General features: G+C 59.6%; 11 protein-coding genes. All 11 read right to left on the bottom strand.

All coding sequences use genetic code 11. The annotated features are described in order from the left end of the window. Window positions 1-3: 3 nt before the first annotated feature. Window positions 4-1,149: a GNAT family N-acetyltransferase gene (locus tag KF841_13470; GenBank protein MBX3396367.1), complete on the bottom strand. Its 1,146-nt coding sequence runs from the start codon at window positions 1,147-1,149 to the stop codon at window positions 4-6. Between the two features lie 132 nt (window positions 1,150-1,281). Next, the gene (xerC, locus tag KF841_13465) at window positions 1,282-2,304 is read right to left on the bottom strand and encodes a tyrosine recombinase XerC (protein MBX3396366.1); all 1,023 of its coding nucleotides are present in this window, start codon (window positions 2,302-2,304) and stop codon (window positions 1,282-1,284) included. A 201-nt stretch (window positions 2,305-2,505) separates the two neighbouring features. Beyond that, on the bottom strand, window positions 2,506-2,715 hold the full coding sequence (locus KF841_13460; protein MBX3396365.1) for a hypothetical protein: 210 nt from the start codon (window positions 2,713-2,715) through the stop codon (window positions 2,506-2,508). Next, on the bottom strand, window positions 2,712-3,542 hold the full coding sequence (locus KF841_13455) for a hypothetical protein (GenBank protein MBX3396364.1): 831 nt from the start codon (window positions 3,540-3,542) through the stop codon (window positions 2,712-2,714). The genes KF841_13460 and KF841_13455 overlap by 4 nt, the downstream gene beginning before the upstream one ends. After that, window positions 3,514-4,698 (bottom strand): PD40 domain-containing protein, encoded by a 1,185-nt coding sequence (locus KF841_13450; GenBank protein ID MBX3396363.1) that lies wholly within the window; start codon window positions 4,696-4,698, stop codon window positions 3,514-3,516. The genes KF841_13455 and KF841_13450 overlap by 29 nt, the downstream gene beginning before the upstream one ends. Before the next feature lie 442 nt (window positions 4,699-5,140). Beyond that, the gene (locus tag KF841_13445) at window positions 5,141-6,190 is read right to left on the bottom strand and encodes a tetratricopeptide repeat protein (GenBank protein ID MBX3396362.1); all 1,050 of its coding nucleotides are present in this window, start codon (window positions 6,188-6,190) and stop codon (window positions 5,141-5,143) included. Window positions 6,191-6,443: 253 nt separating this feature from the next. Continuing rightward, window positions 6,444-6,905 carry a flagellar export chaperone FliS gene (gene fliS / locus KF841_13440; protein ID MBX3396361.1) on the bottom strand — a complete coding sequence of 154 codons (462 nt, stop codon included), beginning with the start codon at window positions 6,903-6,905 and terminating at the stop codon, window positions 6,444-6,446. Between the two features lie 169 nt (window positions 6,906-7,074). Continuing rightward, a complete protein-coding gene (gene fliD, locus KF841_13435; GenBank protein ID MBX3396360.1) occupies window positions 7,075-10,158 on the bottom strand; it encodes a flagellar filament capping protein FliD in 3,084 nt (1,027 codons plus the stop codon). Window positions 10,159-10,266: 108 nt separating this feature from the next. Continuing rightward, window positions 10,267-10,467 carry a hypothetical protein gene (locus KF841_13430; GenBank protein ID MBX3396359.1) on the bottom strand — a complete coding sequence of 67 codons (201 nt, stop codon included), beginning with the start codon at window positions 10,465-10,467 and terminating at the stop codon, window positions 10,267-10,269. Between the two features lie 215 nt (window positions 10,468-10,682). Then, the gene (locus KF841_13425) at window positions 10,683-12,134 is read right to left on the bottom strand and encodes a flagellin (GenBank protein MBX3396358.1); all 1,452 of its coding nucleotides are present in this window, start codon (window positions 12,132-12,134) and stop codon (window positions 10,683-10,685) included. A 455-nt stretch (window positions 12,135-12,589) separates the two neighbouring features. Then, complete coding sequence (locus KF841_13420; GenBank protein MBX3396357.1) at window positions 12,590-13,486, bottom strand: hypothetical protein; 897 nt, start codon at window positions 13,484-13,486, stop codon at window positions 12,590-12,592. Window positions 13,487-13,592: the final 106 nt, after the last annotated feature.

Raw genomic sequence — 13,592 nt, 5'->3', positions numbered from 1 at the left:
AATCTAGCCTCGCCACATCCGATACGCGCGCGAGAGGATCGGGCGGCAAGTCAGCCGGTGTTTGTGGAAGAACTCCACGTACTGCCCGCCCAGTCGCGTCTTAAACTGCCACACGCCGAAGTTCGGATGGTCGGACGATACTTCGCGTGCGGGTGTTCCACCCAGATCATAGGTGCCAAAGCCCAGACTTCGAAGCCAACGCATCACTTCCCAGTGAAGAATCTGGCCGGTCGGAGGCGGCCGTTCGTCGCCGCGGGCTTCCTCACCTGTGGCACCATACACATATCGCGGTGTGCCGATGCGCGTGATCAGCACCATATTGCGGATCAGGCCGTTCCATTCAGCACAGAATAACGCGGCGGCCTCCGCTTTCAGCAAGCCGCTGATAAACTCGACAAAATGTGTGCGAGAACCCACACCAAAAAAGGCGGTGTCGAGTCGTTTCAACCCCGCCATTTTCATGTTCATGTCATAGAACGTATCGGCCATTTCAGGACCGACCTGCCGACAAGTCACGCCATCCCGATCGGCCTTGCGGATGTTCCGCCGAAACATGTGGTGCATCCGGCCGAGGATTTCGTCTTCCGAGCCGGACAGGTCCACCCAAAAGGTCGCATCCAGCATCGGGGTGGGTTCGAGCCCCCGCCGCGCCAACCACGTCGTGACATGACGATGCTCCTCCAACTCACGATCGCCGACGATTCGAGGAAGCCTTAGTCCCCATTCTATGAAAATCGGTTTGTCCGGCCTCGTATGATCGCGAACCGCATCAAGCAGTTCATCTAGATCGTCCGTGCTCGGCGTCCGTTCGTAAAGCCCCCCCCCCAACATTCGAAGCGCGCATCCCGGAACAAATCGCATTCGTCGAAACCAGAGGTGTGCGCCGGCGACGATTCGATCGCCATCCCAGCGGGCGATTGCCTCCGTCCGATGCTGCGCAATATCCCCACGGACGCAGTCGACCAGATGCTCCTCGGACGCCAGGGGACATCGTTTGAGGAAATGACGCCACGCCGCGAAGTCAGTGGCGCTCAGCGGTCCGTACCTTCCGCGCCGAGCATCCTCCCTCATTCGATCGACCCAATCTGATGGCTCAAGGCCGTTCGGCGTTTCGCCCGAATCCCCGCCGCTTCTGAACTGACGTGTCATCGTACCAATCGCTGATCCGAAATGTCAATGCAATGCGCCAGTCCGACAAGCCCATCTAAAAAACGGCGTGCGCCACATGATTGCAACGCACGCCGTCTGAGTATCGCTTGTAACAAGGCCTGTCGTGGGTCGTCAGGCCCGGGGATGACTGTTGTCGTAGTCCTTCTTCAACTGGGCAGTCGTCACATGTGTGTAGATCTGAGTCGTGCTGATGGACTGATGTCCGAGCAGTTCCTGCACACTCCGGAGGTCCGCTCCGTTGTTGAGCATATGGGTCGCGAACGTGTGTCGCAGTGTGTGCGGGCTGATTGCCGGATCGAGGCCGGCCATCGTGAGATATTTGTCGAGCTTGCGGCGAACGCTTCGGGTGCTCAGCCGCTGGCCGTGCTTGTTGACGAACATCGCCTCCTGATTGAACGTCGGATTCCGCGGATCGCTATTGCGCATTGCGAGGTAGCGACCGATCGCGGCGATGGCCGTGGGGCCGATCGGCGTGATTCGTTCCTTGCGACCTTTTCCGCGGACTCGGAGATGGCCGCTGTCGCGATCGAGATCGTTCGCATTCAACGCGACCAACTCGCTCACACGCACGCCGGTTGAGTACATCGTCTCCAGCATGGCGCGGTCCCGGGCGCCGAGGAGGGTCGTGTCATCCGGTGTGCAGAGCAGCTTCTTGATCGCTTCAATATCCAGGAACTTCGGAAGCCGCTTTTCCTGCTTGGGAGTCCGAATCGTTGCGACCGGATTGGTCTGAATGAAACCGCGCCGGAGGCAGAACTTGTAGAAGCTGCGAAGCGTCGCAAGCTTCCTGGCGGCCGTCGCCTTGGAGTATTCCCGTTCCGTCAGGAACGAAAGAAAGGCCCGCACCTGGTTGGCATCGGCCGAGAGAAGTCGCTGTCGAATCGTCTCGACATCTGTCGAGGTCATCGTGGCGACGACTGTCCCGCCCGATCCGCCCATCGCCTGGGATCGCATCATCGAGGCGTTCCGAGGCGTCGGTGACGCGGCACTGACCGCAGCTTCAGGCCCGCCAATCAGAAACTGGCTGAACTGATGGAGGTCTGCGGCATAGCACTTGCCCGTGTGCGGGGAAAAGTGCCGCTCATAACGAAGGTAATTCAGAAATTCGGTGACCAGCGGATGTTCATGACTCATAGTCGCGACACTCTTCTCGGCGATTGACTAACCCAGTTTGTTGCCGCCTGGCTGTGGCCCGCTCTCCGCGGCCTCCCACCCGTTCAACTCAGGCACGATCGATACGCGGTCTAGACGTATCGCTCGGCGTCGGACACTCCGTCCGAAGGCTGACTTCACTATCGGGCTATTCGGTTCATGCCTTCACGATTATCTTGACACTTATACGCGCAATTCCTCGATTTCCGTCTCGAGCCGGCGACCCATCTGATAACTCAGTACGGCCGCATCAAACCAGTCAAAATCCGTGGAACCATCGCTGGCCAGAGCGGCAAACGCGCCGATGACATCCGCCTCGTTGCCCGGCTGATACCGGAAAAGATAGCGGTGTCCTCCCTTAACCAATGATAGCTGACGTACGTCCGTTTTCATGTCGGATCCTCCGTGCCCGATCCCGTCGCGATCAGCATTTGCCTGGACCGCTCCTGTTTCATCAGGCGGTCGATCGCTTCGTTCCAGCAGAATCGGAGAAACAGAGACTGGACTTTCAGATACTGTCGCCATCCGAGATGTGTTTTCATCTCATCGCGCGGATCGGCGTATTTCTTCACTGCTTTCTGGACCTGATCGTGCGAGGCATTCAATACCAGTTGAACCTGACTCGTCGGCAACAAGGGATCAACCATCCGAGTCAGTTCGAACGGCTCGGCCATTCGGGCCGCCACCAGCGGCTCAAACGACTCCGCTGATTCTTGGCGCGGAGCGTAAATCTGAAGCACCATGCCGACGGTCGGCGTGTAAGCGTCATACTCCGTGATGCCGGCGACCAGAATCGCATCGGCGCCAACCGCTCCGCACACCGCCAGCGCGTGCGCCGGCGACTCCACCTGCATCCGCCCCTGCCCCGCCAGAACCGCGATCACCCGGTTGACTGGAAGCACCGTCACGCCCCGGACATAAGTCAATTCCGAAGCCAGCAGATCGGCGGCAGCGATCGGATCCAGGCTGAATTCGCCCGAGAAATTCAGCACCGGCGCGACCGCCAGCACCGCGGGACGCGCGAATGCCCGCGGAATGGCCGTCTCATCCGTCGGTCGGCTCTGCGAGCACCCGGTCGACAAAAGCAATGCTAATGCCAGTATTCTGACACTAATTCGACGCATATAATCAACGCGTGTCGCGTCGTCCTCGTAATCCGGCGCCGCAACGAGCCGGCCGGTTGAAACCCATTTACTCGCCTTCAGCCGTTTCGTTCGCATATGCCGCCTGTCGGTCACTCGTCTTGACCGCCGACGGCGTGTCTTCCGAATAGGTCATGGGACGAAACGGCTTCGTGCTCCAGATGGATTCCGTGCCGCCCTCGCGCGAACTGAAGTAGATGCGACCATCGGTCGCCCACACCGGCGCGAAGAACTGCCCCGGCCCATCCGTTAGTTTCTGAAGCCCTCGACCGTCGACGTCCACAATGGCAATGTCGCACCGCCCCGGCATGCCCCGCATCGGACTCATTCCGGCCCCGCCGGAATCTCCGTTCGGGTCGATCATCGCGAACGTCAGTTGCCGGCCGTCTGGCGACCAGGCCGGTGCGATCATCGCTCCGCTCGCATTGGCCGCCACCTCGGTCGGGTAAAGCACTTCGTCGCCGTGAATGTCCAGCGTCCAGATGCTGAAATACCGGCTGCTACGCGCCCGAGCGCGCTGATAGGCGATCTTTGATCCATCGGGCGACCAGGCGGGAAAAAGACCTTCGCCTATCAGCCGCTTGACTCCGGGATTGTCGAGTTCCACAACCCAGAGCAGATTTCGATTCTCTTTCGGGTCAATTCGGCAGAACACAAGGCGCTTGCCGTCCGGTGACCAGCTTGGATGCATTTCGGGAGCCGGCGAATTCGTGATCTGAATCGGATTTCGCCCACTGGCATCAATCACCCAGATATCCCACTGTCCGGCCCGATCGCTCGCGAACGCGATCCGCTGGCCGCTGGGATCAAATGTCGGTTGGGCGTCATTCGCGGAGCCGTCCGTGATCTGTGTGATCGTCGCACCATCCACGCTCTTGATGTACAGATGGCTGTTGTGCGAATTCCGCGTCGAAGCAAAAACGAGCAGCCGGCCCGTGCGATCCACATCGGGATCAAAATCCGCGCCTTCGCTCTGGCTCGTGTGCTGCAAGAGGCCAGTCGCGGCCTTGCCCTCGAACGCAACGTCTGACAATCCCGGATTGCGTCCGAACAGATGCAGTCCCGCGTCTGCATCAGAACCGATCGCGTACCCTGCGTCGCGAGCCTGCGGCATCGGCTGCGCCGATTCGACGGAAGTCCGCCCCGAATCAGGTTTCGAACACGACGCGACAATCGCTGCACAGCATATCTGGGCCGCAAGTCGCAAATAACGGCGAGTATTGGATGATTTCATGCGTTTTGACGCTCCGAACGCGGCGAGACGGCATCGGCGGCAGGTACGATGAAATGCACGTGCCCGAACCTGATGCCTTCTTACGCCTGCTTATCGGCTCTCGATTCAGGCAACATGACATGACCACGTCGCCGCTCGTTCATTTCGTCTGTCCGATAAGCCGTCGTGAGTCTATCGACGCACGATGCGGCGTGCCTTGAGATTTGCGGACGTACCGATTCACGCGCAGTCCATCACGTTTTTAGGCATGGCGCGCAAGACTTCGCGCGAAGTTTGCCGCAGGATTCGCGGCGATCTGGGCAGGAATTGCCGACGGCATTTCCTGCCGTGAAATTCAGAAACACGCAATGAATCCGCGCGCGCATCCGTCGCGATGTCGTCCGTACGTCTTTCTGATATGGAAGCACTTCACGCGACCGCAGTGGAACGAGTGCGGCGATGATTACGGAAGAGTTGGCCGCGGCGGCGACTTCGAAAATTTTTCCTTGAGCTCCAGCGCACGGGCGTTCTTCGGATCGCCGGTCAGCACCTCATCGAGCGCCACCTCGGAGTCCTTGATGCCTCCGATGTCGTACTCCAGGTCCGCCAGCATCAGCCGATACTCCGCGTTTTTTGGCGCGCGTTCAATCGCCTGTTGGAGAAACCGGTGCGCATCAAGCATCGAGATGCGACGCTCAATTTCAGACGCGGCCAGCATGGCGCGCGTGGCGCGTACGTACGGCTCAGGATTCTCCGGATCGGCATTTCGCTGAGAGTCGTTGATACTCGACGCAATGCGGTAACACTGAATCAACTGCTCATGCGCGGAACGATTGAATGGATCATCTCGAATGTCGCTCTTGAACAGCAGAATTGCCTGCTCGACGGCTGCAAGCGATACATCCTGATCGCCCGCATTCGCCGCAATTTCGGCGACACGGAGCACGATTTGGCCGTCGTCCGGAGCGAACGACTGCGCCTCCTTCGCGATCTTCACGGCCGTCTTGTTGTTTTGAAGTCCCAGTTGTGTCGTGGCGAGATTGATCAGAATCTCTGATTTGACCGATTTGCCGTTGTCCTTCGTCGGTGCGAGGTCTTTCGCGCGTTCAAGGGGAACCAGGGCCGACGAATACATTCGCGATCGGATGTAAAGGTCGCCGACCGCCGCGTAGCCGCGGTAATCGCCGCTCGCCTTCATGTTGTAATTCTCAAGTTCCGCCACCGCTTCGACGAAGCGCTTGGTCGCCACGAAGTAGAGGCCGCGTGCAAGCTTCAGTTTTTCCGTATTGGGCTTCTCGACAGCGACCTCATTGATCAGCCGCTCCACCTCGCGGAAGTCCTGAGAATCAATCTTGCGGATCGCCAGTTCGAGCTTTTGCTCCACCGTCAATCCGCTCGTTTGCGCCGGGGCGTCCGATGTCTGCGCCAGCGCGTTGCCCGAAAGGAGAAAAACGGTGATCAAAAGCGCGACCGACGCGCCCGGCAAATTGCGGATCGAACGATTAAACAACATGCAACTCTCCGAGGTCCTGCCAGCGCCCGGCCGGCCAATACGGATCGAGCGTCCTCTTTCGTACGGCATATTCTGCGTGGAGTTCATTCGGCCGACGAGTCGTCATTCCAAAATTTGATATCGGCGATCGCTAACAATTGCGATAGGCGGAACTTGTGCGGGATGTCGAATCAGGCATATTCGGGAGAATACCTGGGTCCCGCGGAAACGCGGCTTGACCAGATGCCCAAGGCGGAGCGTCGCCAATCGACCGTCAGCCCTCAATGCTGAGCGACAATCCGACGCCCGGAGCCGATGCGGCTGCGACCGGCGGCGTTCGCCGGACGGTCTTTGATCGTTCAGACTTCACTTTTTCAATCAGCAACTGCCACGTTTCACGCTGATGATGCAGAACTTTCAGCGCTTCATCAATCGCTCCGGCGCTTCGCTTCAGATTCGCTTCAACGAGACGGTTGTAGATGAAAGTGTAGAGCGACGCGAGTTGCGAGCAAAGCGTCGCGTTCACTTCGTGCCGCAGCCCGTTTCGCATTTCAAGGACAATGTTCTGTGCGCGAATGAGTTTCTCGCAGCTCTCCTCATAATCAGCACGAGCCAGCGCGTCCCGCGCCTGCGAAGCAAACCGAATCGCGCCATCATACAGCATGAGTTGCAGCTGTTCGGGTGTAGCGGTCATCACCGCGTTCTTCAGGTATTCGCCGCCGGCGTCAGTCGTCATCCGTAGCCTGCTCCGTGACGGATTTGGCCCAGCAGCGATCATCTCTCGCGCTGGCCATCGTCAAACTCAACGACTCCATCGGTCGGCGGAGATTGTGACATGAGTTATCGAACGGCGGCCTGGGCCAGTCGGTGCGCGAAATCCGCCGAAATCGAGGATGAATCCCCGATTACGAAGACGGAATCAAGGACGACAGTGCTGCAATCGAATTCTGCTGGCTCTGAAGATTGGCGATGACCGTTTCCATATTCTGGAACTGGGCCATCAATCGTTCGCGCCGAGACGCCAGAAGTTTCGTCAACGAACTGATTCGATTCTGCAACTGGGATTCGGAAGTCTGGAGCGACTCCTCCTGCAATGTAATCAGCCCGTTATCAACATCCGTCAGTCGATTGATCTCGCGCTGAATGACGCCTGCAAGCCCGATCACGGTCTTCACGCCGTCGGCCGAGGACTCTTCGGCGGCGAATAGATTTTTTACCCCCTCCGGATCGGACTCCAGTGCCGCCCGCAGCCTGGCCTCGTCAAGCTCGAGCTTCGAGTTGCTCCCCAGCTTGATGCCCACACTGCTGAGGCGATTCAATCCGCCGGACGCGCCATTCACGGGCGTGTTGGCAAGCGCCGTGAGCGTCTGGCGAACGCGTCGCGCCGTCGAATCGCCCTGCAGCACGCCGCGTGCAAACGTCTCCGGATCGAATCGAGTCAGATTATCGAGCGTGCCGATTACGGTGTTGAACGCATTCACGAGCGTTTTGGCCTGTGAGACAATTGCATCAAGATCGCGACGGACCGTCACTTGGACCGGCGTCTCAGACGCCGCCACAAGGTCGATCTTCACGCCGGCAATCACGCCTTCCAGCGTGTTCGATCCCGAAGAAAGTACCAGCGGCCGATCCGCTCCGGCCTCTCCCAGTATGACGACGGCATCCCGCGCTCGCGAAAGTTCGTCGAACAGCAGCCCCGTCGTGCCCGTGTCGATCGCCAGCGCGCCGTTGAATCCGGTCCGCGTGCCCACGAGGTTCAATCGATACGCGGCGCCGCCGGAGCCATCGTTGATAATGGACGCATTGACGGCCGCCCCGCTTGATTGAATCTTCGCGAGCACATTGTTGAGCGAATCGCTGCCCGAAACGACGATGCGCCGTTCGAGCGAGCCATCGATGAAGGCCTCTCCTTCGGCCGCCTGGCCAAGAATTCCAAGTGATTTGGCCACCGTGCCGCCGTCTTCCGCGACGCGAAGCCGGCCCGCCCCGCCGGCCGTATCGGTCAGCAGCAGACCGTCCCCCGAATCGTTGATTCGCGCAAGGACCCCGATGCCGCGTGAGTTAATTTCGGAGATGATTTCGCCGATGGTCCGTTCGTCGCCGGTCAGATCGACCACCGCGCTGGCGCCATTGCTGTCGGTAATCCTGAATCGCCCGCTCGGAATCCCTGCGCCGAGATTGAAGTCCGATCGCCGAGTCGCCTCGGAAACGTACTGGCGCTGGAGGTTTGCGCCCTTGCGAGCTGAAACCGCGGCATCGGTGGCAATACCGAGGGAATCGGCAGTTGCACCCTGAATGCGCAGATTGGAAGATCCGCCGGAGGTGTCCGTCAGCTCAATTCCCAACCCGGATGCCGCGACGGCGGCACGCACGCCTGTTCCGGCCGCGTTGATCGCATCGATCACATCCGAAAGCGTCGTCGCCCCACTGAGATTGACCGAGACCAGCGGACCGCCTGAACGATCACCGATCCGCAGATCGGTCAGGTTGACACCCGCTCCGCCATTCAGGGAGCGCAGCAGCACCGTATTCAGACCGGCAACCAGGGCGCCCGAAGAAAGCGACGAAACCGGCGGGCCGTTCATTCCGGAAGGTGTCGAGCCGAGTCCGAGATCGCGAGCCACATTCGACTCGCCGACGACGAAAGATCCCGAACCGTTCGTCAGGTCATTGATGACGATGCCTCGTCCGTCCGCGGCGATCGCGGCGGAAATCCGAGGCGCGCCGGTCACCGCGTCAAGATTCTGCGGCGATGAATTGATGATGCGGAGCACATCGCCGACGGTTTCCACGAAATAAATGCGATTGCCCTGAATGCGATCCGAAAGCCCCGTGCTCGCGATTCCCAGCGCCTGGGCGGTCGTCGAATCGACATCCTCAACCTTCAAACTGGACTGCGCGGTCTGCCCGCCGGTAATGGACGTATCCAGCAGCGTCAGCCGTGAACCACTTACCGTCAACGCGACTTGGATGCCGGCCGCGCTCACGCGGTCGATCACGTCCTGCACCGTCACAGCACCGTTCAGGTCGACCTCTGCCGAGGCCCCGGCACGGTTGGTGATCTTGATTTTCCCGGATGGCACGCCGGCGGCTGAATTCAAAAGCGAAAGCGGAGTGTTCTGCTGAATCGCGTCTGACAAATTGAAACCGAGCGAGGAACCGTCGCGCAATGTGAACGAAAGGTCATTCGCCAGATTGCGCCGACGAATGCCGTTGCCATCGTTCAAGGTTCCCAATCGGGTGCTGTCGTCGAGATATACAATCCTCTGGCCGATGAGCGAATTCGATGCCGAAGATTGAAGCAGGCCCAGATCGGCGGCTGTGCGCCCGGCGCCGACTTCTCCCACGCTGAGGGTCCCTGCCCCGCCCGTTTGATCTTCGACGATCAGCCGGTCTCCATCGATTCGTGCCGTGACACCGACACCGTTCGCCCCGTTGATGCGATCCACGACGTCCGTGATGGTCAAGGCGCCGACCAGATCGACGGTCGCCGACGCGCCGGTTCGATCGGTGATCCGAATCTTGCCCACCTGAACGCCGGAACCGCCATTGAGTTCACTCAGCCGCGTTGCGCGATTGACCTGTCCCGCGGCCGATTCGATGGTGATCGTTCCCGCGCCGACCGCCGACTGATCCGCAGTCGCGAAGCCGCGCGACACGAGTTGGTGTTTTGTTGCGAGATTCCGCACGAGCAATGAATAATCGCCAATGGTCGCGTTGCTGCCCGCCGAAACGGCAAGCGTGTCCGAGTTTGACGAATTCGCCGTGGACGTGTTGAAAAATGACGCTTGGCCGAAGCGCGTGATCGCGGTCTTGATTGAAAGCAGTTGGGCCGAAATCTGAAGCAGTCCGGTCCGCCGGCCGCTGAAGACGCCGAGCCGGCTCTGAAGCTGCGTGATCGGTCGCGCCTGAACGGCAATCAGGCTATCGACAAGATCCTTAATCGGCAGCCCCGAAACGAGGCCAACGCCGCTCGTGATGCTGGACATGGAATTCCGTCTCCGTTCGAATCCGCCCTGATCGACCTCGTCCACACCCGAATCCGACACACGAGCCGGGGCTCTGCGGACCGAGGTCGCACGGATTTGAAACCGCCATCAGAATGAAGGTCGTTGAGTTCGGATTGGCGCATTCGCCTGCGCTGCGGCCATCTGAGCGGCCTGCTCAATTTCAATCTGATCCACGAGGTCGTTCCCTTCGATCGGGACAACTCGGAATCGCTTTCGGCCGTTGTCGAAACAGGTCAGGACAACGCCGCATTTTCGCGGCTGCGGTTGAGTGTTCGGACGAACCGCCATAGAAAAGCTCCCTGATCGGCGAACGGCGTGCATCATCGACGGCCATAAAACCGCCAAGTGACCTAATCAATATCGGATGAACCGTCCGGGTCCGTGAATGCGAAAGGCGCCGTCGGCCAATCGCTTCCAATCGACCGCGGCGCCTTCGAAGATACCCGATTCAGTCTCAAACCTAAGTGCTGCCCTGAACTTATGCAGCCGTCGGCTCGACTTCATTATCTGAGTAGAGACAAGACGTTCTGCGGCACCGAGTTCGCGAGGCCGAGGATGTTCGTCGTTGATTGCAGCAGGATTTGCGCCCTCGTCAGATTCGAAACCTCGGCGGAGTAGTCTGTGTCGCGAATCGCCGATTCCGACGCGGTGACGTTTTCCAACGCGACGCGAAGGCTGTTCAGATTCGTTTCCACCTGGTTGGCCTGGAAGCCACCGAGCCGGCCTGACAACCGAGAGATCTGGTTGATCGCGGCATTCACGATCTGTTCCGCACGCGGCAGATTTTCCGCGTCCAGAATCTGAGCGCCGCGGCCGGTGCCCAGCGTATGCAGGAAGCCTGCTTCCGTGGTGCCCAGGTTGGCTGCCGTGATCGATTCGATGCCAACGCTGATTCGACCCTGGCTGTTGACGTTGGGGCCGATCTGGAAATTGGCGCCGCCGCCCGTGACCGAGAACGAGTCATTACCGATCGCCGTTCCAAAGCTGCTCGTAAGATCGATGACGACGTCGAGTCCCGCGCTTCGCAGATTCGCCGTCAGGCCATCCACGGAGGCTTGCTGGCCGTTGATGAAGACCTGCGCGTCGCGGCCGATGTCCTTGCTGTCGCCCTGGTCACCCGCCTGAACCGCGAACGTTCCGCTGATGACTTTGACCGACACAAACTGCCGGCTGCCGTATGCGGTGCTCGTGAAGGCAAGGCCGTTGTTGCTGGCTACCGCCGAGACGCCAGTGAGGTCGGACGTGGCGGCGATCGCCGTTGCAATCTGAGCAAGAGTCGTTCCGCTCGCGAAATTGAACAACTCGGTTCCGCGAGAACCCTGAATCTCTAGCGTGATGCTGTTGCCGGCGGAAAGCGAGCCGCTTGTCGTCACGCCGGTCGTTCCACCGACGCCGATGTTGAGCTGCGCCGTCAACGCCGACTGGGTAACCGCCACGTCAATCGGCAATGACTGACCTTCCGGCACGCGCGCTCCGAAGAGCTGAATTCGGGCCAGGTTGGTCTTGTCCTGTCCTTCAATGTTGTAGGACAGCCCGCCGTTCAACAGCTTTTTGCCGTTGAACTGCGTGGAATTGGCGATACGGTCGATGCTCGTCAGCAGCGAGTCAATCTGCTGCTGATTGGCTTCAATCTCGTCGCGTGACAGGCCACCGTCATTCGCGGTCTGCACGACAAGCCCCTTGATGTCGAGCAGAAGCTTCGACACCTCGCCCAGGGCGGCGTCAGCCGTCGAGATTACGTTGATCGCTCGTTCCGAGTTTGAGATCGCTGCGTTGATGCCGCGGATCTCGGATCGGAGCGACTCGGATGCGATGAGTCCCGCCGGATCATCGGCCCCGCGGTTGATTCGCAGGCCCGAGCTGAGTCGCTCAAGACTCTTGTTCAGCGATTGGGTATTGGCGGTGAGCTTGTGGATCGCCGTCAGTGCCGGAACGTTGGTATTGATACGACTCATCGGTTCCTCCCTGAACACCCGCGGTCGAATGATCCGTCCCGCGGCAGGTCACGCGAACATCGCGTGTCTGGTTCGCCCGGCCTTCCTTTGACAGGAAAATCCGGGCAGCCTATCTCGAAACTTCGCCGCCCTTGATCTTCCTTGTCGCGGGCTCGCGTCGTCTCGGTGATTCACAAATGCGTGCGTCGTGCAGCCCCGTGAATCTCAATTACCTCATGCGGCCCTCGCGAGACTCACTCGCGGTGACCGCAATTCCTATCGGGCTACCGCTGATGGGACTTTCATTAGTCCCTGAATGACTTTGTTGAAAAAAATCGACGCCCGGGACACGCGTTTCCGCAACGCGTCCGAAAATGCCGCCGAATGAAAACCACATCCCGGATTGCAGATTGGGCCCGTACTTATTATCAGACAGGTTGATTACGGCTGGAGAGGAGACGGCGGATGAGGCTGCTTCAGAAATAAGAAAAAAAGTCGCTGCCCGACGCGTTCATCCTGCCGGCAATCAGGGCGTCCACCCGTGTTACCGCACCGGCACGGCCGATGAAGTCGGGATCAAAAATCGCGGCATCGGCTGCATTCGTCATCTCCGATGCAATGCCTTCCGCGACCATCGCCGAAGCCAGCACATCACGACGAAACGCCGCGATGCTCTCGCGATGTCCGATGATTTGAAACAACGCGGAACGAAGGATCGCTCGCGCGGACGCCGCGTTGCCCATCGCGACGGCACAATCCTGGCCGGCTCGCAGATTCACAACACGGCCCGCGATCTGCTCGCTGCCCAGTGTCGCAGCCGAAATTTGCGGCAATTGAAGGTGGCAAACACCCGTCGGCTCTCGCTCGGACTGCACCGACACCGACCAGGCGCCGTCAAACAGGGCGACGCTTTCATAGATCGTCGATGCGGCCACACAATCGATGAAATCAATCCGCCGTTCAATCTCAGACTGAAACCCGTCCGCATCAGCGATGCGAACCGCTGCCGTGGCGATCGGCCTCGAAGCCGCGTCGCACGCGCCATGATCGATCGAATCCTCCAGAGCCGATCCGATTCGCCCCCAGATATCGTCCAGTTCGATCAGGAGAGATTGAACCTGCTGAAGTGTTTGGTCCGCGATTGAAAGCGCGGCATCCACGGCCTCGGAGCGGCAGGCCGCGGGAGAGTCGTGTTCGACTGTGGAAGCAAGGTCCGTTGAATCCGCTCGCGATTCGAAACTGATTCGCAGGGAATGTGGCGCCGGATCGTTCGATTGCTGATCCGACCGAGTCGCGCGCGGCGGCGTTCGCACCGGGCGAAGTTGCCCGGCGAGAAGCGGTCGAATTCGGAAGCGATCACGGCTCAATGACATCTCCACTTTATTCGTACCGTGGGCAGCGCCGGCTAAGTACTTGCTTCAAATTCTGTGCCGCGATCGAAGCCGCCGAAATGCAACCCGACGAATCACGCGGCATCAC

The organism is Phycisphaerae bacterium, from assembly GCA_019636475.1.
Lineage (GTDB): Bacteria > Planctomycetota > Phycisphaerae > UBA1845 > UTPLA1 > JADJRI01.
The sequence above is the reverse complement of the archived record's forward strand: the minus strand, read 5'-3'. Positions and strand labels throughout refer to the sequence as shown.

Bases quoted from the DNA above. Each gene is read 5' to 3' on its own strand.
- KF841_13470 (MBX3396367.1), bottom strand. From the start codon at position 1,149: ATGACACGTCAGTTCAGAAGCGGCGGGGATTCGGGCGAAACGCCGAAC.
- xerC (MBX3396366.1), bottom strand. From the start codon at position 2,304: ATGAGTCATGAACATCCGCTGGTCACCGAATTTCTGAATTACCTTCGT.
- KF841_13460 (MBX3396365.1), bottom strand. From the start codon at position 2,715: ATGAAAACGGACGTACGTCAGCTATCATTGGTTAAGGGAGGACACCGC.
- KF841_13455 (MBX3396364.1), bottom strand. From the start codon at position 3,542: ATGCGAACGAAACGGCTGAAGGCGAGTAAATGGGTTTCAACCGGCCGG.
- KF841_13450 (MBX3396363.1), bottom strand. From the start codon at position 4,698: ATGAAATCATCCAATACTCGCCGTTATTTGCGACTTGCGGCCCAGATA.
- KF841_13445 (MBX3396362.1), bottom strand. From the start codon at position 6,190: ATGTTGTTTAATCGTTCGATCCGCAATTTGCCGGGCGCGTCGGTCGCG.
- fliS (MBX3396361.1), bottom strand. From the start codon at position 6,905: ATGACGACTGACGCCGGCGGCGAATACCTGAAGAACGCGGTGATGACC.
- fliD (MBX3396360.1), bottom strand. From the start codon at position 10,158: ATGTCCAGCATCACGAGCGGCGTTGGCCTCGTTTCGGGGCTGCCGATT.
- KF841_13430 (MBX3396359.1), bottom strand. From the start codon at position 10,467: ATGGCGGTTCGTCCGAACACTCAACCGCAGCCGCGAAAATGCGGCGTT.
- KF841_13425 (MBX3396358.1), bottom strand. From the start codon at position 12,134: ATGAGTCGTATCAATACCAACGTTCCGGCACTGACGGCGATCCACAAG.
- KF841_13420 (MBX3396357.1), bottom strand. From the start codon at position 13,486: ATGTCATTGAGCCGTGATCGCTTCCGAATTCGACCGCTTCTCGCCGGG.